General features: G+C 37.4%; 17 protein-coding genes. 6 read left to right on the top strand and 11 right to left on the bottom strand.

The features are described from left to right. Positions 1–59: 59 nt before the first annotated feature. Together IPP32_10795 and htpG are read left to right on the top strand one after the other, a co-directional pair. Complete coding sequence (locus IPP32_10795) at positions 60–731, top strand: response regulator transcription factor (GenBank protein ID MBL0048567.1); 672 nt, start codon at positions 60–62, stop codon at positions 729–731. A gap of 349 nt (positions 732–1080) precedes the next feature. Then, positions 1081–2898: a molecular chaperone HtpG gene (gene htpG / locus IPP32_10790; protein ID MBL0048566.1), complete on the top strand. Its 1818-nt coding sequence runs from the start codon at positions 1081–1083 to the stop codon at positions 2896–2898. 44 nt (positions 2899–2942) lie between these two features. On the opposite strand, the gene IPP32_10785 is transcribed toward htpG, so the two are convergent. The 3 genes from IPP32_10785 to glmM all read right to left on the bottom strand — a co-directional run bounded on the left by IPP32_10785 (position 2943) and on the right by glmM (position 9611). Beyond that, a complete protein-coding gene (locus IPP32_10785) occupies positions 2943–5699 on the bottom strand; it encodes a T9SS type A sorting domain-containing protein (protein MBL0048565.1) in 2757 nt (918 codons plus the stop codon). A gap of 210 nt (positions 5700–5909) precedes the next feature. Then, positions 5910–7949, bottom strand: a complete 2040-nt coding sequence (locus tag IPP32_10780) for a DUF11 domain-containing protein (GenBank protein MBL0048564.1) — start codon at positions 7947–7949, stop codon at positions 5910–5912. A gap of 252 nt (positions 7950–8201) precedes the next feature. Beyond that, positions 8202–9611: a phosphoglucosamine mutase gene (glmM, locus tag IPP32_10775; GenBank protein MBL0048563.1), complete on the bottom strand. Its 1410-nt coding sequence runs from the start codon at positions 9609–9611 to the stop codon at positions 8202–8204. A 266-nt stretch (positions 9612–9877) separates the two neighbouring features. Between glmM and IPP32_10770 the strand changes: the two genes are divergently transcribed. Beyond that, entirely contained in the window at positions 9878–10786 is a 909-nt protein-coding gene (locus IPP32_10770; GenBank protein ID MBL0048562.1) for a hypothetical protein, read from the top strand. Here the strand turns inward: IPP32_10770 and IPP32_10765 are convergent, their stop codons facing one another. Continuing rightward, on the bottom strand, positions 10787–11404 hold the full coding sequence (locus IPP32_10765) for an OmpH family outer membrane protein (GenBank protein ID MBL0048561.1): 618 nt from the start codon (positions 11402–11404) through the stop codon (positions 10787–10789). It lies immediately after the preceding gene. 57 nt (positions 11405–11461) lie between these two features. Continuing rightward, positions 11462–11716 carry a hypothetical protein gene (locus IPP32_10760; protein MBL0048560.1) on the bottom strand — a complete coding sequence of 85 codons (255 nt, stop codon included), beginning with the start codon at positions 11714–11716 and terminating at the stop codon, positions 11462–11464. 72 nt (positions 11717–11788) lie between these two features. On the opposite strand from IPP32_10760, the gene IPP32_10755 reads away from it, so the two are divergent. After that, entirely contained in the window at positions 11789–12346 is a 558-nt protein-coding gene (locus tag IPP32_10755) for a hypothetical protein (protein ID MBL0048559.1), read from the top strand. A gap of 13 nt (positions 12347–12359) precedes the next feature. Here IPP32_10755 and IPP32_10750 read toward each other — a convergent pair whose 3' ends face one another. The 3 genes from IPP32_10750 to msrA all read right to left on the bottom strand — a co-directional run bounded on the left by IPP32_10750 (position 12360) and on the right by msrA (position 15702). Continuing rightward, positions 12360–13637 (bottom strand): insulinase family protein, encoded by a 1278-nt coding sequence (locus tag IPP32_10750; GenBank protein MBL0048558.1) that lies wholly within the window; start codon positions 13635–13637, stop codon positions 12360–12362. A 163-nt stretch (positions 13638–13800) separates the two neighbouring features. Beyond that, the gene (locus IPP32_10745; protein MBL0048557.1) at positions 13801–15051 is read right to left on the bottom strand and encodes an insulinase family protein; all 1251 of its coding nucleotides are present in this window, start codon (positions 15049–15051) and stop codon (positions 13801–13803) included. Between the two features lie 30 nt (positions 15052–15081). Further along, positions 15082–15702, bottom strand: a complete 621-nt coding sequence (msrA, locus tag IPP32_10740) for a peptide-methionine (S)-S-oxide reductase MsrA (protein MBL0048556.1) — start codon at positions 15700–15702, stop codon at positions 15082–15084. A 260-nt stretch (positions 15703–15962) separates the two neighbouring features. Here msrA and IPP32_10735 point away from each other — a divergent pair, with 260 nt between their 5' ends. Next, positions 15963–17384, top strand: a complete 1422-nt coding sequence (locus IPP32_10735; protein MBL0048555.1) for a hypothetical protein — start codon at positions 15963–15965, stop codon at positions 17382–17384. Between the two features lie 90 nt (positions 17385–17474). Here the strand turns inward: IPP32_10735 and IPP32_10730 are convergent, their stop codons facing one another. From IPP32_10730 to IPP32_10720, 3 genes are all read right to left on the bottom strand, one after another. After that, positions 17475–19913, bottom strand: a complete 2439-nt coding sequence (locus tag IPP32_10730; protein MBL0048554.1) for a TonB-dependent receptor — start codon at positions 19911–19913, stop codon at positions 17475–17477. 118 nt (positions 19914–20031) lie between these two features. Then, positions 20032–20358 carry a hypothetical protein gene (locus IPP32_10725; GenBank protein MBL0048553.1) on the bottom strand — a complete coding sequence of 109 codons (327 nt, stop codon included), beginning with the start codon at positions 20356–20358 and terminating at the stop codon, positions 20032–20034. Positions 20359–20483: 125 nt separating this feature from the next. After that, positions 20484–23672 carry a gliding motility-associated C-terminal domain-containing protein gene (locus tag IPP32_10720; protein MBL0048552.1) on the bottom strand — a complete coding sequence of 1063 codons (3189 nt, stop codon included), beginning with the start codon at positions 23670–23672 and terminating at the stop codon, positions 20484–20486. 150 nt (positions 23673–23822) lie between these two features. On the opposite strand from IPP32_10720, the gene IPP32_10715 reads away from it, so the two are divergent. Next, complete coding sequence (locus tag IPP32_10715) at positions 23823–25367, top strand: DUF853 family protein (protein ID MBL0048551.1); 1545 nt, start codon at positions 23823–23825, stop codon at positions 25365–25367.

The raw sequence follows: 25367 nt of genomic DNA, 5'->3' as shown, positions 1-25367 counted from the left end.
AAAATTTTCGAGCAGTGCCGGCATTTCTTCTTAAATTTGTTCATTCATAGCACCCTTAAATGAATTTTAAAATTGTTGTTGCCGATAGTAATTTTCTTTTGCGCGAAGGCATTAAGTCCTTATTGAAGAATACTGAATATTCAGTAGTGAGCGAGGTGCATCATGGTGGAGAATTGATTTTAAAAGTAAAAGATACGCAGCCCGATTTAGTGATTATTAATTTTACTTCGGATGGATTTGCTGTTGGCGATGTATTAAAAATTCATCAAGCAAATGCTAAAAGCCGTATTTTAGCGATTACTGAGCGTCCTACTAAAGCACAAGTTACTTCTGCAATTGAAAACGGAGTGCTCAGCTACCTCATGATTGACTGCGACCGAGTTGAAATTTTAGATGCAGTAAAAAGCACCCTTGAAGGAGAAGCATTTTTTTGCGGAAAAATTCTAAACGAAGTAACGCCGGCTGAAGAAACACAAGAGGATAGTGGAATCCCTGCATTTACATGTAACGGAGTCAGAATATCAGCCAGGGAAGCCGAAATTATTTCTTTAGTTGCCGAAGGTTTAACCAATAAACAAATTGCGGAGCAGCTTTTTTTAAGTGCACACACAGTAATCACACACCGGAAAAACATAATGAACAAACTAGGACTCACCAATACCGCAGGATTAGTGTTATTCGCCATCCGACAAAACATAATCAGTCCAAACAAATTTTTGTTTTCGAATTAATTGAAAACGAAAGATTAAATCCTAATAAAATCATAATCATCTTAATAAATAAGCGTTCCATTCCACCCCTGCCCCCGCCAGCGGGGGATACAATAATCCTTTTGATTCAAAAATTTCAATAAATCAAAAACAAATCCTAAAAAAATCATAATCATCTTAAAAAATCAGCGTTCCATTACACCCCCTGCCCCTGCCAGCGGGGGATACATAAATCTGCTAATCAACTAATCTGCTAATCAGCTAATCAGCAACTCAACCCTTGCCACTTTGTCAGAAAATTTGCAGTGGCATATTCCTTGACATTGCAGCAGTTCAATTAAAAATACTCAAAAACTTAAAGAAGTAGAACATGCAAAACGGTAAAATTAACGTTCAAACGGAAAACATTTTCCCCATAATTAAAAAATTCCTCTACAGCGACCACGAAATTTTCTTACGCGAATTGGTAAGTAATGCAGTGGATGCCTGTCAAAAAATTAAAACACTTTCTACGGTTGGCGAAGCAAAAGCCGATGCCGATAAATTAAAAGTAGAAGTGCTATTGGATAAAGATGCTAAAACCCTTACCATTCGTGATAACGGTATTGGTATGACATCCGAAGAGATTGAAAAATACATTACACAAATAGCTTTTTCAGGTGCTGAAGAATTTGTAAATAAATACAAAGACAAAACAGATGCTGCCAATTCGATTATTGGACACTTTGGCTTAGGTTTTTATTCGGCATTTATGGTTTCGAGTAAGGTCGAAATACTAACCAAATCGCATATTAAGGGTTCTCAAGCTGTGCGCTGGGAATGCGATGGAAGTCCGGATTATACGATTACTGAGGATACCAAAAAATCGCGTGGAACGGATATCATTTTGCACATTGCCGAAGATTCTTTAGAGTTTTTGGAAAGTGCTCGAATCAGCACCTTGCTTACAAAATATTGTAAGTTCTTACCTATTGAAATTCTTTTCGATAAAAAAGCCATCAACAATACCCAACCTGCCTGGACAAAAAAGCCGGTGGATTTGAAGGACGAGGATTATCTTGCTTTTTACAAAGAATTATATCCCTTTGGCGAAGATCCATTGTTTCACATTCACCTCAATGTGGATTATCCTTTTAACCTTACCGGGATATTGTTTTTTCCTAAGTTGAAACGAAATTTTGAAGTACAAAAAGATAAGATTCAATTGTATTGTAATCAAGTCTTTGTTACTGATTCGGTGGAGAACATTGTGCCAGATTTTTTAACGCTTTTGCAAGGCGTTATTGATTCGCCGGACATTCCTTTAAACGTGAGCCGCAGCTATTTGCAAAGTGATGCGAATGTGAAAAAAATAAGCGCACACATTACCAAAAAAGTGGCTGATAAATTAGAAGAGATTTTCAAAAAAGACAGAACTGATTTCGAAAGCAAATGGAACGACATCAACTTGTTTATTAAATACGGAATGCTTTCGGAAGAAAAATTTTATGAGAAAGCAAGTAAGTTTTTCTTGTTTAAAAATACCGAAGGAAAATGTTTTACTTCAGAGGAATACACTGCACATATTAAAGCAGCGCAAACCGATAAAGACAATAAAGTAGTTCACTTATACACCAATAATGTAATCGAACAACATAGCTTTATTGAAACGGCAAAAGAACGTGGTTATGATGTGTTGGTAATGGATGGGCCTTTCGACAGCCATTTTATCAATCACATTGAAATGAAAATGGAAAACACATCATTCGTACGTGTGGATGCTGATACGATCGATAAATTAATTAAGAAGGAAGATGCTCTTCCATCAAAATTAAGTGAAACTGAACAAACAACTTTAAAGCCCATTATTGAAAGTGCATTGCCCATTGGAAAATTCACTGTGCAGTTTGAAAGCCTGAGCGAGAAGGATCAACCCATGATTATTACCCAACCCGAATTTATGCGCCGCATGAAAGACATGAGCGCTACCGGTGGAGGTGGAATGAATTTTATGGGAGGATTTCCGGAAACCTACAACATGGTTGTAAATAGCAATCACCCACTCATTTCAAAAATCTTGAATGAGAAGGACGAATCCCAACAAAAATTATTAAGCAAGCAAACTGCTGATTTAGCGCTGCTTTCACAAGGAATGCTAAAAGGGGAGGAGCTTACAAAATTTATTAAAAGAAGTTTGGAATTAATTTAATCTATAGTGGAGTGGTCGGACCGCTAGTGGTCCGACCACTCTTTTTACTTTTTAAGTATTTTCTCTTTCCAATTCTCTCCTTTAAAAATATAAATTCCTGCAGGCAATTGTTCAACCTGCCATTCGTAAGTTGAATTTGAAATTGTTTTCGACTCAATTATTTTTCCTTCCGAATTTACAAGTGTAACTTTTCCTAAAGGCTTGCTATTGCTCCCTTTTAAATGCACCATTTGATGCACCGGATTGGGGAAAAGCTGCAATTTTTCATCTGCGATAGGCGGAACTGAAAGTGGCGTAACATCAACTACTATCGTATTTGTTACAACAGCAGTATTGTAATCAAAATAAATATTTGCGGTATTCGGTATTTGTATTCCCGCACCTAAATTGGCTTTGGGCTTTATCCTGAATTTTACAAAACCATGAGAACCTGCTTCATTCACATTAGAATCAGGAAGTAGGATATTTGCAAAATACCATTTCGCAGTGCCATGCTCTACCCAAAATTTGTTTTTGTGCGAAGAGGAGAGCATTTCAATAGTTGACAAATTCAAATTAGAAGATAATGTATCCGTTACTGTTACCGAGAAGGCTGTATCAGTGCCTGTATTTTGAAAGCGAATGGTATAATCTAAATATGCTGTTGTATTAGTAAAAATGCTGTCGTTCGAAACAGATTTATCATTCGGATCAAATGAACCTGTAGCGATCGAATTTGAAATGAAATAATTATCAGCGAGAGTTGAATCTCCTGACAATGGCTCGATCCAGACTTGGAGTGAAATTGTATCTCCAATGGTTGTTGTTGTAGAAACGGAATCCCAAAGAGAAATATATCCATCTCTTGCAGATGCTAAAGCGCCAATATTCCAGATTAGCGTATCTCCGTTGAAAGAAGTTGGTGGTGGTACGGCTCCCAAGTTAGTTAAGGCGGAAGGCCGAAGAAATTTCACTTTTGCATTTGAAACAGAATTAGTTCCTACATTTTGGTAATGGATACTGGAACAAGCATTAAAACCCGGACGAAAAGCGTTATGAGGAGTAATGTCTATTACTAAGTCATTAACATTCACGGCAGCCTTTATACCAAAATATAAAGTAAAAGTAGTAGTGGGAATACTCACAGTATGAGGATTTGTAGTAGTTGCAACATAATACTTAGGTACATTAATTTGAAATGTGGTACTGGCATAATTACAATATGCTCTGAAAAAGCCTGTGGTATCTGCTTCTACAGAATTTACCGAGGCATAAATTACTTCAAGAGGAATTCCTTTTTCTGTTGCACTCTTTAGTCCATTTCCATTTAAATCATCAAAAACATACCCCTTTACATAAGAATAATAGCAGGATGGAAAAGTTGTATCGCATACCGCTGGATTAGCCGGTTCGAAAATGGTGTTTGGAGGAATATTGAGCACACAACTTATAAAAGTATTAGAATCTGTCAGTTCTTCCAGGTTTTGAGGTAGCGTAGGCAGGCAGGAAAGCGGATTGTCAGAGCAATTTAATATTTGCAGGTTAGCCGGAAGTTCAGGGAGATTAGTCAGATTATTATTTGCACAATAAATATCATGAAGTAAAAAATTTCCTGTTGAAACGGGCAAAACACTTAAGGAGTTATTTGAGCAAATCAACACATGTGTCGAAGAAGGTACTGCAGTCATTGAGCTTATTTGATTTGAATCGCAATTTAAATAGAAGAGATTTGGAGGTAGGGTTAAACTCGTTAATAAATTATGAGAGCAATCGATAGATCCCAAATTTGCCGGTAAAGGTGGTAAACTTGTCAAAAAATTATTGTTGCAGAACAAATATTCCAATCCGGAAGGTAAAGCGGGCAAGCTGCTCAATTGGTTAAACTCGCAATAAATCACCCATAATCCATTGGGAAGCGATGGTAGTAGGGAAAGTTTATTCTCTTCGCAACCCAGGACGACTAAAGAATTGGGTAAAGCAGGCAATGATGAGAGTTGATTCGTTCCACAACTTAACTCCCTTAGAGACGCTGGTAAATTAGGCAAAGAGGTAATTAAATTAGCACTGCAGCCTAAATTCTTTAGTGAATCAGGGAGCAATGGCAAACTGGTCAATAAATTTACTCCACAATATAAATGTTTTAATGTATTAGGTAACGGGGGAAGACTTGTCAAGGAATCATTGTCACACTTTAAAGTATTTAAAGAACTAGGTAAGACAGGAAAAGTGATCGATCCAGGAATATACATCATACTGCAATCTAAATACTGAAGAGTAGCGGGAAGAGTTGGGAGAGTAGTTAAATGATTGGAAGAACAACTTAAATATCTTAATGAAGCAGGAAGTGGAGGTAGTGCTGTAAGTTCACATCCATTGCAATGGAAGTAATGAAGTGAGTCAGGCAATTGAGTGAGATTGGCCTGGAAATCATTTCCTGCACCTAGCAATGAATCTAAAGAAGGAGGCAATGGAGGAAAATCAAGCAATGCATTAGCAACGCAATTCAGATAAATTAGTGAGTCAGATAATTGCGGAAGGTGAAATAAATTATTGTTAGAACAATTTAGTGACTTTAGTGAAGTTAAATACTGAACACCTTCTAAAGAAGAAATATTGAGATTGCTAACATCGAGTTTCTTTAAGAGTGCCAGATCAAGTGAGTTTGAAATCAAAGAATCTTGAGGAGTGAAGCAGTTTGCAGACAACTTCAATTTCAACTGAGCCCTGAAAACAGGATCCGGTACCCAAAAATTTTGCGCCAGCAAATTAGAACTCAATAAAAAGAAAAAAGCAAAAGCACGAAGGGTAGTTTTATTTTTCATGGGCTTATATTTTGGTTGAAAATAAAAATAAATAAGAAACAGGAAAATCCGCTCATCGATTGCCGCTAGGTGAAGTAGTCATAGTAGAAGATTGGCTTAAAGGCTTAACCAACGCACTCCTTCGACTACCTCAGGATAAGCCTGTGCTTTTTCTCCGTGTTTTCCGTGACTCCGTAGCAAAAATAAAATGGTCATATGAAAAAAGAGTTTTTATTTTTTAAGTATCTTCTCTTTCCAATTTTCTCCTTTAAAAATATAGATGCCAGCAGGCAATTGTTCAACATGCCATTCGTAAGTTGAGCTTGAAATTGTTTTCGACTCAATTATTTTTCCCTCTGAATTTACAAGTGTAACTTTTCCTAAAGGCTTGCTATTGCTCCCTTTTAAATGCACCATTTGATGCACCGGATTGGGGAAAAGCTGCAATTTTTCATCTGCGATAAGCGGAACTGAAAGTGGCGTAACATCTACTACTATCGTATTTGTTACAACAGCAGTATTGTAATCAAAATAAATATTTGCTGCATTCGGTATTTGAACTCCTGCAGCCAAATTTGCTTGCGGTTTTATTTTGAATTTTACAAAACCATGGGAACTTGCTTCATTCACATTGGAATCAGGAAGCAAGATATTGGCAAAATGCCATTTGGCAATACCATTGTCGAGCAGGAAGGAATAAGTATGTGAAGCTGAAATAATTTCAATACTTGAACTATTTAAATAAGAAGAAAGCGTATCGGTAACATAAACCGTAAAAGCAGTATCCGTTCCGGTGTTTTGAAAACGGATGGTGTATTCCAAGAATCCGGTAGCTCCGGGAATCATTGTTTCGGGTGAAACGGCTTTATCATTTGGGTCGAAAGAGCCTCTGATGATACATAAGGAAACACTGCTATTATTTTGTGGAGTTGTATCGCCAACAAGTGGACTTATAAAAGCAAAAGCAGTTGCTGTATCTCCTAATACTGCAGCTGTTGATACGGAATCAATTATACTGATTGTTCCACCTTTAAAGGCTTCCAGTGTCCCAATATTCCATATTAGTGTATCTCCTGAAATACTATTAAATGGAGGATTGGTAGATAAATTAAATAGGTTTGTGGGTTTTACATATTTTAAGGTAGTTGCAGTAGTGCTTTGAGTTCCTATGTTTTCATAGTGTAAATTATATCTAACTTTAAATCCCGGACGGATAAAAGTAACAGGGGTTAAATCAACAGTAAGGTCATTAATTGCACTTGCACCGGCAATGCCAAAGTAAGCAGGAAAACTAAGCCCAGGTTGTACAAAAAAGGATTGAGAAGCCGAACCGCTTGAAATGTAATAGTTGGGTAATACTAAATCGAGCGTTACATTTCCTGTATCGCAGGGAATAACAAAGTGACCGGAAGTATCCGTAAGTACTGAAAAATACCCGTTTCCATAGTTTAAACGAGCTTGCACTCCTTTTTCTCCCGGATCTAAAGTTTGATTTGCATTTGTATCCAAATAAACATAGCCTTCCTGAAGCAAAGGAAATGAACAAGAGTTCGCAAAAGGGCTACACATGGCTAAAAATAAGCCATTTGTATCAAGCTGTGCAGGAATGTTTGGAATACAAGGGACTGATGTAGCTACCACATATAAATAGTTAAGCGCTTGAGGTAAGGGAGGCAAACAATGTAAATTGTAATTAAATGCGCATTCCAAACGCTCGAGTGTTGCAGGTAAGGGAGGTAATTCGCTAAATAGATTATTGGAGCAAGAAAGTCGTGTAAGGTAGGGAGGCAAGGGAGGAACTACTTGAATTTGATTGTCCCAAAATTCTAATATACTCAATGAATCAGGTAAATTAGCAGGTAAGGAGTCGAGTGAGTTTCTGAAAATGTATAATTCTCGTAATCCGTTTGGAAGTGGGGGTAAAGAAGTGAGGTTATTGTCGCCACATTGTAAATTGACCAAATCAGCTGGAAAGGCAGTAATACTGGTTAAATTATTACTTGCACATTGTAAAAGATAAAGATGGGCAAAATATTCAATCCCACTGATATCATTTATTCCCATTTGTGTAACGCTAATTGCGCTAATGACGTAACTCAAACTATCAGCATTGTATATAATCAGGGAATCATTTGCTGTAAAGCAAGCCGGACATTGTTGTATCAGTGAATTTCTAAAAATGGAATCCGGTACCCAAAAATATTGGGCAAACAAATTGGTGTTAAAAAATAATAGTAAAGAAATAATGCGGAGGGTAGATAGTACTTTCATTGGTTGAGTTTTTTGTGAAAGTATTAAATAATTGAAACTAACTAATTCATTTGGTCGAAACTTGGTAAAAACCGCATGGTTGGAACAAAGGAATTCTCCATTCATACTGGACGGGAATTTTAAGTTGTGTTGTTTTTTTATGGAGTGGTCGGACCACTAGCGGTCGGACCACTTACAAAAACCAGGCCTTGTTAAGTTAAAAAAAATCCCCGTCCTAAGGAACGGGGATTTACTGTTGTGTAGTGCTGTGGTTTACTTCAATACTACTTCCTGTTTAATGATTTCTTTTATGTCCATGATAATTTTCTCTGCCAGGTTATCAGCTGTAGTTTCATGTTCACTTTCTGAATAAATTCGAATAATGGGTTCTGTGTTGGATTTGCGCAGGTGCACCCATTCTTTATTGAATTCTATTTTCACACCATCAATGGTATTGATAGGTTGTTTTTTGTATTTCTTTTGAATTGCTTCTAAAATGCGGTCTACATCTATTCCGGGTGTTAATTCAATTTTATTTTTGGAGATGTGGTAGTTCGGATACGACGCACGCAGCATGGAGCACGATTTTCCAAATTTAGCTAAGTGCGATAAAAACAGAGCAATTCCGGCTAATGCATCTCTTCCATAATGCAATTCAGGATAAATTACTCCGCCATTACCTTCGCCGCCAATAATGGCTTTGGTTGCTTTCATCATTTCCACCACATTCACTTCTCCTACTGCCGCAGCATTGTATTCGCTTTTTGCTTTCTCAGTGATGTCGCGCAAAGCACGTGTGCTGGATAAATTACTAACGGTATTTCCTTTTTTATTTTTGAGGATATAATCTGCAACTGCAACCAGCGTATACTCTTCACCAAACATTTCACCATCTTCGCATACCAAGGCCAAACGGTCTACATCCGGGTCAACCACAATTCCTAAATGGGCTTTGTTTTTGGTAACCGCTTTCGAAATGTCTCTTAAATTTTCGGGCAAAGGTTCGGGATTGTGCGGGAAATTTCCATCGGGAGTGCAATACAATTCCGTAATATCTTCCACACCCAAAGCCTTTAACAACATTGGAACAGCAATTCCACCGGTTGAATTAACACAGTCGATTACCACTTTAAATTTCTTTGCCTTAATAGCAGCCACATCCACCAATGAAAGTGCTAAGATTTTATCAATGTGTCGTTGAATAAAAGTATCATCCGCCTTGTATTTCCCCAGCGCAGTTACTTCTGCAAAATCAAAAGATTCATTTTCTGCAATTTCGAGCAATTCTTCGCCATCTTTTGCCGATAAAAACTCACCTTTTTCATTCAACAACTTTAATGCATTCCATTGTTTTGGATTGTGACTTGCCGTTAAAATAATACCGCCATCGGCTTTTTCCATGGTAACCGCCATTTCCACGGTTGGTGTGGTGCTTAATCCTGCATCCACCACATGAATTCCTAATCCCAGCAAGGTTCCGGTAACCAAATGGTTTACCATCTCACCCGAAAGGCGTGCATCCCGTCCAACTACAATTTTTATATTTTTTTTACCGGCATTTTGTGCTTTAATCCATGTACCGTATGCCGAAGTAAACTTTACAACATCGATAGGGCTTAAGCCATTACCCGGTTTCCCGCCAATAGTTCCGCGGATTCCTGAAATAGATTTAATAAGTGTCAAGTGTGTTTTTGTTTTTTAGTATGAGATTGCAAATATATTCAAAACTCAAATTCCTGTAATGAGTTTAGCCTTTCAACTTAAATTTGTTGAAAAAGGTTACATGTGTGAGCAATACTTAATTTATTGATTTGCATCGAAGTTAGATTTTATTACCCGATTTTTTACTAATTTTTTGTTTATAAATTATTAATTTTTTGAAGTGTGGCACTCTTGTTTGCGGAGGTTTAAGCAGCGTAAAAGATTTTTTTTAGTAGGTTTGCTAATCTATGAGTAATACTTGCAGTCAGCGCCTGCTACTTTCTGTTTTGGTACTTCAGTTTGCGTGGTGCAAAACAACTGCTCAATCCTATTTTACTTTATTTTCAGCCAATTATGCTCAAGCTGCGCAAGAAGTTATTTCTACCCATCCGGTATACCAAAGTATCGCTAGTAATTTGGCATTACCAATTCAACTCAAAAATGAAAATAAAATTTTGATGGGCTTAGCTTACCAGCAATCCTCGCTTGTATTTGACAGCATTCCCTTGCACCAAAATTTTTATTCACTCGGATTAAGTGCCGGCTTTTTAAAAAAAACCAAAAGGGGTTCTATTTTGACCATGGCAATTGTTAGAATGAATACCGATTTTGTAAAGCTTTCGCAAAAAAGTTATCAGATAGGAGGTGTGGTCTTAGTAAATCGAGTCTTTCAGGATAAACTTACTATTAAGTATGGGCTTTACTACAACAGCGATAGATTTGGGCCATTTTTTGCGCCTTTGTTGGGTATCGATTGGAAAGTTAGCAGCAAATGGCGTGTATTTGGTATTATGCCCCAAGGCCTAACAATAGAAAATAAAATTTCAGGTGTTTTTCGCTGGGGGCTTGCTTATTTTTCGCCCAACATGACCTTTCAGACAAATGCTCCTCAAACAAATTTGTATTTGCATCAAAGCCAAACCCGATTTGGGCTTTTTACAGATGTTTACCCGGCTAAAAAAATTGCTTTAACACTTAAAGTGGATTATCCGGTTTTTGTAAAATACAGTGTTTACGAGGATACTCAAAAATACGCGGCAAACATCTGGGGAATTGGAATTGGCGGTACTCGCAATGCTTCCACTAAACCAATCGAAAAACTTCACCACAGCTTAATTTATCAGCTGGGCATAAGTTATCGGATTGAACTGGAATAATTATTTTTTATGCTGAGCTTTGTAAGTGTTGTTGAGGCCATCAAGCACTTCTTTGGTAATGTCGAGGTTGTTTTTTGAGTATAAAATGCCACCTCCTTTGGTGTGGCCTAAAATGTAGGAGTAATTGGTTGAACTGTAATTGGCTTTCAGATAATTTTCAATTTCTTGCTGAATTTTTTCTGTTTTTTTCAATTCATTCATATTCAGTTTCTGATTCAATTCATCTCTGTAATCCGTTAATTTTTGTTCCTTCATGGCCAATTCTTGTTGCTTGGCCATACCTTGCTCTTCGGTCATGGTGGCTGCTTTGGATTTTAAATCGTTGTATTCAGCTTCCAAAGCGCGGTATTCGGTTGCAAATTGTTTTTCAGCAAGGGAACGTTCTTTTTCAAGCTCTTTTTTCACTTCCTTCACCAATTCGTAATTATCCATTAAGGAATCCGAATTAATATACACCACTGAAGCTGCTTTTACATCCATTTTAGGAGCGACTTGCGGTGCTGTGGTTTTTGTTGTTCCCTCAGGTGCTAAGTTTTTCTTTTCTGAAAAATGAAGGTAATAAAGGCCGGCAACAGCCAATCCTAAAATAATATTGATGGAAAGCGAAATTGATTTCATGCTATGAATTATGCTACGAAGGTAATTAAAATGATAATTGGCAAGTGGTAAGAATTGTTAAGCAGTACCTGCATTTCTTTTAATGGCATTTTTATATAAATCAATCATAAAGGTTTTACCAAATTCAATTGCTTCCTGTTCACTTTTAAAGCCTGATTTTATGGCAACCGGTTTCATGTTCGGGTCATCCGCATTACCGGGGTAGTAATGCAGTTTTATCAGATTTATTTTACCGACCGATTTTTTAGAAAGACCTAACCAAATATCAAATTGCTGATTTTGAACTTTTATCCTCCGCTTTATTTTTCGCATAGTGCGCTATTTTTTGCTAAAATTAGTTTTTTCTTTCGCTTCGTTAATCCTAATTTTGAAAAGAATTTTTGTATGCTAAGAAATAGTGCGCTGATTTACTTTCTTTTTTTTGTCTCCTTTTGTGTAAATGCACAGGATACAAGCGATTTCTATAATTCGGAGCAAGCGAAGAAAAGTGAAGTTAAACCTCCTTACAATTTTAAAGAACATATATTTACCGGTGGAAATTTTGGCCTGCAGTTCGGTACCATTACTTTAATTGATGTATCGCCCATGATTGGTTATAAAATTACTCCTAAAATTACTGCTGCACTGGGCGTAACTTACACTTATTATAAGGATTCTCGCCCACCGGTGTATACGCAAAATATTTATGGAGCGAGATTAATTGGCCGTTATTTTGTGTTTGATAATTTTTTCCTACATGGCGAATACGAAGGTTTAAGCTCAAAATGGGACTATTATAAAAAACCCTTTATTATTTATAGTTTGCTGGGTGGAGCAGGGTATCGACAAGAAGTAAGTGAGCGTTTGTTTTTTGATGCCATGCTGCTTTGGAATTTTAATACATCAGTTTACACTCCTTACAATAATCCAATTATCCGAATAGGATTCTCTATTGGTTTATAAAAGCAAACGGATCTTATTTTTTTCCAACAACCAATTCAATCAAATCCTCTTCTTTTAAATAGTTTGCAGCTAGTGTTCTCAATTCTGCTGGAGTTATGGTTCGTATGGCGTTTAAATAAGCGGTATAAAAGCTGTAATCCAGTTGGTATTCTAAAATGGAAATGAATTTTTCAGAAAGTGCAAATGGCCCATCAATACTGCGAACAAAGGTGCCTAGCAAGTAGTTCTTTACCAAGTCTAATTCTTCTTCCGGAATTAATTCTTCTCTGAGTTTTTTAATTTCAACAAAAATTTCTTTTACCGCTTCCTTGCATACATCCACACCTACTTCGGTTGCAATAAAAAAATAACCGCCCTCTTGCAAGCTTGCAATTCCACTGCCAATGCCATAGGTATAACCTTTGTCTTCGCGAATATTGTTCATTAAGCGAGAGCCAAAGTAACCACCTAATACGGTATTGAGTACTTGCATTCCAAAATAATCAGGGTGGGTTTTATTAAATAAAACTCTTCCTATCCGGATTGCAGATTGCACCGCATCTGCCTTTTCAATCAGGTTTTCTTTTTTAGCGCTTGACGAAACAAGTGTTGCAGCAGGTTTTACAGGCTCATGACTCTTCCAATCAGTTCCAAAATGTTTGTGCAGGAGTTGCAGGGTTTCATCTTGAATAAGTCCCGAAACTACAATTGAACAATTTTTTGAAGTATAATAATTTTGATAAAAAGCCTTAACAGTATTCAGCTTGAGCGCATCATAATCTTTAGCCTCTGTAATTTGACCATAGGGATGATTTTCGCCAAAGAGGAGCGCATTAAAATGGTTCCGTGCGAGTACATCTACTTTTTGATTATTAACGATTAATTTCTGCTTGGAATTTTGTTTGTATACTTCAAACTCATGTTCAGGAAATGTAGCATTTTTTAAAATGTCTTCTACTACCGGCAGCACATTGCTAAGGTGCTTGTTGAGAGAATAAACGGTAAGATGTGCCTTGTCTTTTGTACAGTCGGTGTCCAGAAAGGAACCATAGTAATCCAATTGCTCTGCAATTTGGGCTGAACTTAAATTTTTAGTACCTTCTTTTAGCAAAGTATTCGCAGTACGTGCGGCCAATTTTTGTGTTTCAAATTTGCTTCCTGCATCAAAAATCCATTCCATTTTTACCAATTCCTGTGAACCGGCATTAATGGTATATACCGCCAAGCCATTTTCCAGGACTACTTTTTGAGCAGGTATTAATTCAATTTCTGAGATCTGTTTTACCTCCGGAGCAATTGTTCTATCTATCACTTGTTTATATTTTTTAACTATTAATTAGTTATTCAAATCAACTTAAATCCTGTATCAAGTTCACTCATTCTTCAATCTACAAATCCACAAATCAGCGTTCCATACCACCCCCTGCCCCCGCCAGCGGGGGATACAAAACTCCGCTAGTCGGCTAATCGGCTAATCAGCTAATCAACTCTTGTTTTGCTTTGTAATAGAGTGTAGAGCAATTTTCTTTGCGTACATATTTTTGAATCGTTTCGGCTATTTTTTCAGCACTCACATTCAGGTACTTTTCTGTTTCATTATTAATTAGCGCTGCATCTCCCATCAATTCATAAGTGGCTAAATTCATGGCTTTATTCAACACACTCATTTCGCTAAAAACTAAAATACTTTCCAGTTTATTTTTGATTTTAGTGAGCTCGCGTTCCTCTAATAAATTGTTTTTGAATTTGCTGAGTTCGGCTTCAATTCCGGCTTCTGCAGCTTCAAAGCTTACACCTTTAATAAGTTTACCGGATACAATAAATAATCCTTTATCTAAATCACCGGTCATATAAGCATTGATTTCGCTGAACAATTGCTGTTTTTTAACAAGTTCGAGATAAAGGCGCGCTGATTTTCCGTTTGATAGAATATCCGAAACCATATCCATTGCATGATAATCTTCATCGCCTCTAGCGCCTACATGGTATGCTTTGTAAATGGCATCCAATGGAACATCTCGCTCTACTGTGAGTTTTCGCTCACTCGTTTGCATTGGCTCAACCGGTAAATTTCGTGGCGCTTTTTTTGTTCCAGGAATCGGCGCAAACCATCTCTCGCTTAAGCGTTTTGCTTCCTCAAATTCAATATTACCGGCAATTACAAGTATGGCATTGGATGGATTGTAAAATTTTTTGAAAAAATTTTTCACGTCTTCCATTTGTGCCTGCTCGATGTGCGAAATCTCTTTACCAATGGTATTCCACAAATAAGGATGAACAGTATAGGCTAATGGCCGAAGTAGGAGCCACACATCGCCATAAGGCTGATTAAAATAGCGCTGCTTAAACTCTTCAATCACCACATTGCGTTGTACATCCAAACTTTTTTCAGAAAAGGCCAGACTTAACATACGGTCTGATTCGAGCCAAAATCCAGTTTCGCAATTCGCTGCGGGTACAGTTAAATAATAATTGGTTATGTCGTTTGTTGTAAATGCATTGTTTTCGCCACCCGCCCGCTGCAAAGGTTCATCGTAATTTGGAATATTCACCGAACCGCCAAACATTAAATGTTCGAATAAATGCGCAAAGCCTGTTTTATCAGGCGCTTCATCGCGGGCTCCAACATCGTATAAAATATTAAGACAAACAAGTGGAGTGGATTTATCTTCGTGATGAATGACCCGCAAGCCATTCGCTAACTCAAATTTTTTATATGCTATCATAAAATAAGTATCGCACAAAGATGCAATTTATTATGGCTTTAATTTGTCTTTAAATACCTTTTTGAATTTATCTACTTTAGGTTGTATAACATACTGACAGTAAGGTGCATCACCATTTTGGTTGTAATAATTTTGGTGATATTCGTTAGCTTTGTAAAATACAGTGAAAGGAGCAATTTCAGTTACTATGGGTTTGCTCCATGCACCTGAAGCATTGAGTTCACGCTTATATTTTTCGGCTTCTTCTTTCTGCGCTTCACTGTGATAAAAAATAGCCGAACGGTATTGGGTTCCCTCGTCATTCCCTTGACGGTTTAATTGGGTAGGGTCGTGAGTTTGCCAAAATACTTCCAGCAATTCAGCATAACTTATTTCTTTAGGATTGTAAACGATTTGACACACTTCCGCATGACCGGTTGTGCCCTCGCACACTTCGCGGTAAGCCGGATTTTTTACATGCCCACCCGAGAAGCCCGATTCGAGTGATACTACTCCTTTTAAATTTTGAAAAACTGCTTCCACACACCAGAAGCATCCTGCACCAAATGTTGCTGTATCCATTGTTTTATTTATTGTTTGTAAAGGTTTTGAATTTTTTGCGGGGCTCTTGGGCGACTGTGCACATGATGCAAAGACACTCATCATAACCATTCCCAAAAGGAGGGTACTTCTTTTTTTGAGGTTTGCCGATTTTTTCATTTTTTTAAAGATAAAATTTAATTAAAGAATTAACGAGTTAACTGTTACTAAAGTTTTTGTTGTATTAAAAATTAGCTGCTTATTTTTAGAAGATAAAATTCGGATACAAGGATAAATACTAGCTTCTAGCGCATTTGACGGCTGCCCGACAATTAACGATTATTGGCTAAATTATAATTCTTAATTTTCACAACTCAATGCTTAACATCAAAATGAAAATAAAAACTTTGCTTGCAATTTGTATAGTTGCTACCTTATTTTCTTGTTCTTCAAAAGGCGAGAAAAAGGAAGCAGAATATGCCTCAAATGCAGTTTTATCTGCGCCTGTTCATATTTCCTCTATACCTCACGGACGCCTTGTAAATCCTGTTGTGTGTGCAAACGATGCCAGTCAATCTTATGCAGCATATCTTCCCTCTAATTATGATTCCACAAAAAAATATCCTGTAATTTTTGCTTTTGACGCGCATGCCGGTGGTAGGATACCTCTTGAATTATATTTCAAGTTATGTGAAAAGTATGGATACATTCTTGTTGCTTCTAACAATTCGAAAAACGGATTGGATGCTGCAACCCTTGGAACCATCGCAGCTGCATTTATTGGAGATGTTAAAGCCCGTGTTTCTTATGACGCCAATCGCTTGTACCTTACCGGTTTTTCGGGAGGAGCAAGGGTAGCAGCAAATATGGCAATGCAAGGTGGTTTTGCAGGTTTGGCTTCCTGTTCAGCCGGATTTCAATTCAATACAACATTACCTTTCAATTTTATCGGTTTTGCCGGTACAGCAGATTTTAACTCCAATGAAATGTTCGAGCTTAACAAGCAATTGGATCAAACAACTTTGAAGCATAACTTAATTTTATTTGAAGGAAAACATGAGTGGCCTAGTGCTGAAGTTTTTGAAAACGCATTTTTATGGTTTGAATTTAGTGCCATGGAAAATAAGCTAATCCCTCTGGATACATTATTGATACAGGAGTTTAAGACAAAGCAATCAACTAAAATTGAATCCCTGCAGAGAAGCGGTAAGAGCTATGAAGCTTATGTAGAGGCAGCAAGAACAATTGATTTTATTGGAAATTTAAGTGATTGTGCAAACTTAATTTCAACTCGAAATGCACTTCAAAAATCACCTGCACTTATTTCTGTTTTTAACGAAAAGGCATCGCTTGCAAAAAGGGAAAGTGAAACACAAAATTATTACCGCGAGGCTTTGCAGCAAAAGGATACAAGATGGTGGTTTTCTGAAATTGATAAGTTAGCTGCACAAGCTAAAGATTCAAAAAATTCGCACGAGGAAAAATTATTTTATAAGCGAACACTTAGCTTTTTAAGCTTGATGATGTATATGGCAGCCAATTCAACTTTAAACCAAAATCAATTGCCAATAGCTTCTCAATTTCTGCTGCTTTATGAAAAAGTAGACCCTGAAAATTCAGAAGTGTATTATATGCAGGCTATGTTGGCTGCGAAACAACAAAGTCCTCAATTGATTCTTCCACTTTTGCAAAAGGCTGTAAAGAATGGTTTTTTGGATAGTGAAAGATTGGTGAAAGATGAGTTATTTAAAAGCCTGCAAACAAGTACTGAATTTCAGCAATTGCTGGTACAGATTAAAAAGGGTAAATCTTAAAAAACCCCCTAGGCATAAGCTTTCAGAGGTTTTCTAAGAAATTTAACCGTAAAACAGGAGACACTAATCTCCAACTTAAGAAACAAGTATTTAGTTATTTTGTTTAAAAGCAATTGGAATCATCAGCTTAAAGGAAAAATTTCTACCCATATTGAAAATTCCATTTCTTCCACTTGCATAATTTTCGGGTGCATATTTTAATCTGCTTAAATGGCTTTGATAGGCTACATTAGTAATGTTACTTGCGCTGAAATAAAAACTAAACAATACCTTTTTACTTTTATTCACCACATCTGTTCCCAAACCTGCATGAATTAGAAAATACTGTGGAGTAGTACTTTCTGTATTGGCTGCAGAATATATATTTGTTTGAGCAAAATAGTATTCGAACTCCATTTTTGCGTAACAATTTTTTACTTTTTTTCCAAGACTTTTGCCACTTGCTTTTAATTCGGAACGCAGCTTTGGTGTTGGGGTAAAGGGCAAATAGCGCATCGAATCGGGTTGGTGAAGCTGTTGGGCATTAACAATTGAAAAAGAATTCTCGAAGTGCAGCCAATCGAGTGGATGCGGATGTAAATCCAACACCAGTTCAGCACCGAATAAATTTGCCGTTCCAGCCACATATTTAAAAGTACTTAAGCCTTCACTAATGGAGTCTCCACCGGCTTGTGCCAGTAGTTTAACAGGAAAAATGAAGTTATTAATTCGGTTGTTAAATACATCTACTTCAAGTGAAATGTGATCTTTATTTATTCCAAACTCTAAATCTGTTTGAAGGCTGGTTTCGGGTTTTAAGTTTACATTTCCAAGTTCATACCGCAAAGTACCTTCATGCATTCCATTTGATGCCAGTTCTGATATGGCAGGAGCCCGATAACCGCGTGAAGCATTAATTTTGGCAAATACCGATTCTGTAAACTGATACGTGCCACCTATACTTCCCGAAATACCTGAGAAATTAAGGTTGAATTTTTCAAACTTACGTGCCGCACCTGTTTCGTTTGCCGATGCCATTACACCTAATGAATCCAAATAAAGTTCAGTTCCGTTTTCAGTTCGGGTATCGTATCGGAGCCCGCCACTGATATCTAATTTTTGTATTGATTTTTTTACAATAAAAAATGCGCCTGCATCAAACAAATCATATTCCGGAATTAAGTATTCTATTCCCTTATTGCGCGAAATTTGTTGCATACCATTTATCCCTGTTGCTAAATTCCAGTTGTTTTTTTCAGGGAAAATATAGCGCAAATCGTAATTTATACTATTCAATAAAAAATAAAGCCCATATTGCTTGGGAGCCAAAACATCACCAAATTCTTGTCGCATGTTTTGTTGAAACCCAAGTGAGGCGCCAATTCTTCCGCGGCCTGCAACAATACTGTTATTCCATACCATTTTAACATGATTAATTTTTTGCCGCGGTTCCCAAAATGTATAACCTTTCAAGTCATTTTGCGATGCTATTACTGTTTCTAAAGTGCTATCATTCAATGCAACTTGTTTTAAAAACTTTCCGCTTATGCTATCTCGCTCCCCTTCGGGTAAACCAAGTGACAAATTGTAATAACCAACATGCAAGTGCGAATAGCCCCATTTTTTTGTAAGCCCAAACATGCCGCTAAAATTGCTTTCTTTAAAGCCTGAATTCAATACTTTTCCATCAAAAGCATTTTTATAATTACCGGATAGTTTATGGCTATAGCGGGCATTCCATACCAGTCCTTTTTGGTTGCCGCTAACACTGGCGCTGTATCCCTGCAAGGAATTATTTGTTTGGTAATTGCTAATTAAGTTCCCATTAATTTCTCCTTCTAAAGCGGTTGGTGCGGAAATAAAATTAATTACGCCTGCCATCGCATCCGAGCCATAGGAAAGGGAAGCAGGGCCTTTTAAAATTTCTACAGTATTCACCGAATATTCATCAATTTCAATTCCGTGTTCATCCCCCCATTGTTGCCCTTCTTGCCGAATTCCATCGTTTACCACCACTACACGGTTAAATCCCAATCCTCGTATTACAGGTTTTGAAATGCCTTGCCCTGTGCTTAATTGCGCTATTCCCGGTTGCTTGGCAAGCGCATCAATGATGTTGGTAGAAGTGTTTTCAAGCAATGCCGCTTTTGGAACGAGCGAAACAGGGGTAGGAGTGCGGCTGCGCTCGGTAGCTTGAGACACACCGGTTACAATAAACTCTTTACTTTCTACAACTCCTTCTGTCAATTCGAAATCTTTTTTTAAATCCCCTTTTATTTCAAGACTTAAATTTTGAGTAGTGTAGCCTAAGTATTTTACAGAAATCGAAAATTTTCCATTGGGTAAATTCTTTATCAAGTAGTTCCCATCTGCATTTGTAATGGCGCCCGTTCTTAAATCCGGAAAATAAATGGCAACACCAGGAATGGGTAATTTATCTTTTGAATCCGTTATTATTCCTGAAAGGCTATTTTGTGCATAAGCCAAAAATGGAATGCAAAACTGCAGAAATAGCAGCTTTCCTATTTGTATTTTTATTTTTAATGACATGTTATGAATTAGTATTAGCCTGCTAAAAAATAATTTTAGAGAGTGTTGTAAATAAAAATTTACAAAAAGCACATTTGACCGTGCTTTAGTAAATAACAATTAATAAATGGAGGATTTATTAAACTAATTGCGGGGGACCACGAAGGCTAAGGTTTAAAACGCACGAGCTTACAATCGACTGCGTTTTATAAGCAGTAAAACTATAATAGGTGGTAGGAAGAATTTCCTGAGTAAAATCAAATTCAAAACAGTAAAGCGGAACATTAATTTTTAGGAAGTCGCAATGCGTATGCTCAACATCTATACTTATTGGTGCATCCGGAAAATGCACCCTGTCCTCAGTATCATTGTGTTCAGTAAAGCTGTGAATAAGCTCTTTGGGGACAACTACTAGAGAAATTACCAGCAGCAGAAAATAAGCTATAACTTTTTTAAACATCTTCATGCGGACAGCAAAAGTAGCTAAATTTAATCGTAAACAGTGTTAAGTAATTTTAATTGGAAGTAGAGTTATTTGCATAAAAAAAGCCACTCCTTTTCAGGAATGGCTTTTTAAAAATATGATTTTAATTAGCGTAACAAGGTAACGTTACCTTTTTCATCGTATTGGTGGCCGTCAACTCCGGTGGCTTTAATTACATAGTAATACACACCATCCTTAGCATTCTTACCATCCCATCCTTTGTTTGGATCGCTCCATTCAAACACTTTTTTACCCCAACGATCAAAGATAACACCGGAGAAAGATTCAATTCCGGGAGAGTTGATTTTAAACTCATTGTTTTCAGCATCTCCGTTTGGTGTAAAGATGTTAGGCACATTTAATTCTGACGTAAGAACACGAACTAAAGCAGTGGCAGTATCTGTACAACCTTGTGCACTTGTTCCAATTAGCATTACATTGTATTCACCTGCTTGTTCAAAATTATGCGCAGTATTGTTTGGATCAGTTGCTAGGAATACAGCACCATCCGCAAAATTCCAAAGGAAGGTGGTGAAGCTGGTATCTGAAGAATTGGTGAAGTTTACCGCTAACGGAGCAGGGCCTTCAGCTGGATCAGCACTTAAACCTGCATTTGGTGGCAATACCACTTTAAATTGTGAAGTATCAATACAACCATGAAGTTTATCTGTAATAACTAGTGAATAGTTTGTAGTAATGCTTGGTGAAGCAATTGGATTGCGAAGGGTATCGTTTGATAATCCATCACTAGGTATCCATTTATAGGAAACATTTACAGTATCGGCAGGGTACCCACAGGTATGGAACATAATGTTTGGTCGTTTTGTACTTACACCGCCTTGTGTGGCAGGGCTTATAAGTATGTCAGAGCAAATCGTATTTGGTAGTACATCATTTCTGCGGAACATGCAAGAATTAAATGAAGTAGAAGTATAAGGAGAAATTGAATTTTGTCCTAGGGCAAAATTATTAGAGCCGGTGCACGTTTCAATTAATAAATTAGAAATTCCATCCCAAGCATACGATTGGTCAAAATCCAAGGTATTCCAACCAATAACTGTATTAGTTTGTTTAGGATTATATACGGTAACCAAAGATAAAGTATCAATAAATTGTAGGTTAGTAGGATCAAATTCAATTTGATTAATACAGCCCATTTTTACTGTGTAATTGTTGTTTAATGGACTCGAGATGCCGTTAACTTTAAATCCAATACCATTAATTAAACCACCTTTAATTCCGGCAGCCAATAACTCATCCGCATGGAAAATATACTGTTGTTTAGTGTTTTGATAAAAACTTCCGAAAGGAGCAGGATAAGTACTAGTTGTATTTGAAGTAGATGAAGACATACCAATTTGTGTTTGTTTTACAGGACCAGTACAAACCGGACCAATTCCACAAATTCCGGGAGTACCCGGGCCAAATGTTACGCCAAGTTGAGCGGTATCACCGTGGCACAAATAAGTTTCAGTGTATTCTGCATTTCCAAATGCGGTAGCATCGGGAGGATAATTGGCTTGAACGGTAAATACAACAGAATCGTGCTTTTGACATCCGTCAGAACCGGTAATGGTAATATAGTAAACATAATGTCCTGGTGTATAAATATCAGCCAAAGGAGCTGCAATGGTATCTGAATTCAAAAATTTGCTGGGTGTCCATTCATAAGTGTATCCTAATCCCGGGGGAGTGGTTATTACTTCTAGTTGAACGGGCGTAAATAAACAGGTATTTGAAGCTACTTGGGTGGTTACATGCGAATAATTTTGCTGAGAACTAACTACGGCAGTATCAGGTAAAAAATTGCTACATCCATCCTGACTCGTTACCGTAACCCAAAAAGTGCCGCCTGTTGTGGTGGGCAAAACTGCGTTATTAGAATTAGGTATAGGCTGCCCATTTGAATTAAACCACTGATAAGTATAAGGAGGTGGGATTACTGACTGGTCAACGATTGCTGTTGCATTTCCAACGGTTACTCCATTACACACTAAGTTTAAAACACTGGTGGTAACCGGTACTTCGGTATATTCATCAAAATAGGCATCTAAAGTACTTAAACAAGTACCGCTGGCGTTTGATCCCAAGAAAGCAATAAAGTGATCCCCAAAAACAGGATTTACAACAATTAAACTATCTTCATTTCCTAAAACATTACCCAGAGTATCTTGCCACTCGTAGGAGGAATATCCAAGTGGTGCATGCACAATAGCAGTATCGGAATTTGGACAAATCGAAACAGTTAATTTGTTTCCTCCACATACAGCATCTATATAAGCATATCCAAAGTGACCCGATTGAGAACAGTCACCTGTTGTAAATTCCACATAAACAGTTTGACCCACAAAAGGACTTAAATCGAAAGAAACATCCGACCATGTTTTAAACTGAATGTCGTCAAAAGAAAATGGATTAAAGGTTGTACCACCTTGAAGGGTAATAAAATCAGGACTGCTTGCATCCGCAAAATAACAAAATACACCACAACTCTGACCGCTTAATGGATCACCTAAAGAATCAAGAATACGTGCTTGGAAAAAAGGTTGGTTATTTTGTGGGTGACTTGGGTTTTGATAAACGATAGCATATTTATACTGCACTTGAAAGTTTCCGGTATTAACATCGATTCGGTATTTCAATTTTTCGGTTTCTGCACCCGTTGAAGCATTACCTAAACGCACCGAAACACCTGATCCGCCCGGAGCTAAATAAGGTATCATGTAGTTACCGTTTTGTGGATCACGCGCAATTGTATCAAATCGATTTGGGTCAGTTAAAATTGTTTGTCTTGAGGTTGTAGCAGGCCATGAATTCTCGTTCGGTACACCCAAAATAACTCCCGGTGCATAATCGGATGGAGCAATAGGAGGGTTGGGACACAATCCCCAATTTAAACCGGTTAACTCCCCAGTACCGGCATCCCAGTTCGTGAAATTACCTAATTCAAATCCAATATTATCGCAGGCTGCTAAGGCTTTATTACTTATATTGGCACTAATGTTTGGAGCTGCAGTATGCAACTTTGATTGAATATGCTTTATTTTTTTGCCAATAATAATTTCCTTTTGAGCAGCTAAAGAAACTCCTTTTTGCTTTAGCTGAAGTTGAATTTTCTTTTCATCAAAATCAGCCAATAATGCCTTGTTTTTTTCAAGAAAGGAAGCATTATTACGCTCGAACTCCGAAATTACTTGCTTGGGTTTTGCAACACTTATTTTCTCACTTTGCTGCGCAAATAAAGATGTAACAGGCAAAGCAATCAATAAAAGAGCAGCAAATAAATTGTTTCTCATATTAAAATAGGTTATAGTTAGTATATTGGGACAAACTTAACCTATATTTGGTAAAAAACAAAATGAATTTGCAATTCATATTTAGTCAAGTTTCACCCCTAACTTTGGCTTGAATTTATAAATTTGTCGCTTTTCTAATTTTTAAATTTTATGGATGTTAAACAAAGTTTTATCGAAAAGCTTGCATTAGATTATACTTTCAAAGGAGCCTCTTTACATTTAGGTGCAGCAATTTTAAATGGGGAATGCTTATCCGGAAGTGAAGTTAAAATTCCCTTAAAAACACTGAATCGTCATGGCTTAATTGCAGGCGCTACCGGTACCGGTAAGACCAAAACACTACAAAATATTGCAGAAGGATTATCGAAAAATGGAATTCCGGTATTGATGATGGATATTAAAGGCGACCTCAGTGGAATTGCCCAAGCCGGTAGCACAAATCCTAAAATTGAAGAGCGAAGTGCCAAAATTGGAGTGCCTTTCCAACCTGCAAGCTTTCCTGTAGAACTGCTCAGCATCTCCCAGCAAAATGGCGTGCGCCTCAGAGCAACAGTTTCGGAATTTGGCCCTGTGCTATTTTCAAAAATATTAGAACTGAACGACACCCAACAAGGTGTGGTTGCACTCGTATATAAGTATGCCGATGATAAGCAATTGCCTTTAGTGGATTTAAAGGATTTTAAAAAATTATTGAATTATGTCACCAACGACGGCAAAGCAGAAATTACTGAAGCTTATGGGGCAATAAGCACGGCTACCTCAGGAACCATCCTTCGAAAAATTGTGGAACTAGAGCAACAAGGCGCTGAATTGTTTTTTGGTGAAAAATCATTTGATGTGGAGGACTTAACACGCATTGATGAAAATGGAAAAGGAATAATTAGCATCATGCGCCTCACCGATATTCAAGATAAACCAAAGCTTTTCTCCACTTTTATGCTTAGCCTGTTGGCAGAAGTGTATGCGACTTTTCCGGAAGAAGGGGATTTAGATCAGCCCAAATTAGTAGTATTCATTGACGAAGCGCATTTAATCTTTAAGGAAGCGAGTAAGGCATTACAAGATCAAATTGAAAGTATCATAAAATTAATACGCTCCAAAGGAGTTGGAATATTTTTCTGCACCCAAAATCCAAGTGATATTCCGTCAGCAGTATTAAGTCAACTTGGCTTAAAAGTGCAACATGCCTTACGCGCATTTACAGCCGTGGATAGAAAAATGATAAAGCTCACCGCCGAAAATTATCCCATTACCGATTTTTATAAAACAGATGAATTGCTTACCAGCCTTGGAATCGGCGAAGCTGCGATAACTGCTTTAAATGAAAAAGGTAATCCAACTATGCTCGTTGCTACTTTGCTTTGCCCACCAACTTCTCGCATGGATATTTTAAACGAGGCTGAAATTAGTAGCTTAATTGCTGCGTCTCCCTTGGTAAAAAAATACGCCGAAACCATCGACCGTGAAAGTGCATTTGAAATGCTGAATGCCAAAATTAAGAATGCGGTGGAACAGCAAGAGCAAACGGAAGTAAGAAAACCGCAAAAGCAAGAAAAAACAACTTTCGAAAAAATAATTGCCAGTCCGGTTACCCGAAGTATTGGCGTTACCGTTGCAGGTGCACTAACACGTGGATTACTTGGTGCACTTGGACTTGGGGGAAGAAGCAGTAAAAAAAAGAGCTCCTTTTTTTAA

The organism is Bacteroidota bacterium, from assembly GCA_016721765.1.
GTDB lineage: Bacteria > Bacteroidota > Bacteroidia > UBA4408 > UBA4408 > UBA4408.
This window is presented reverse-complemented; position numbering and strand designations above follow the sequence as displayed.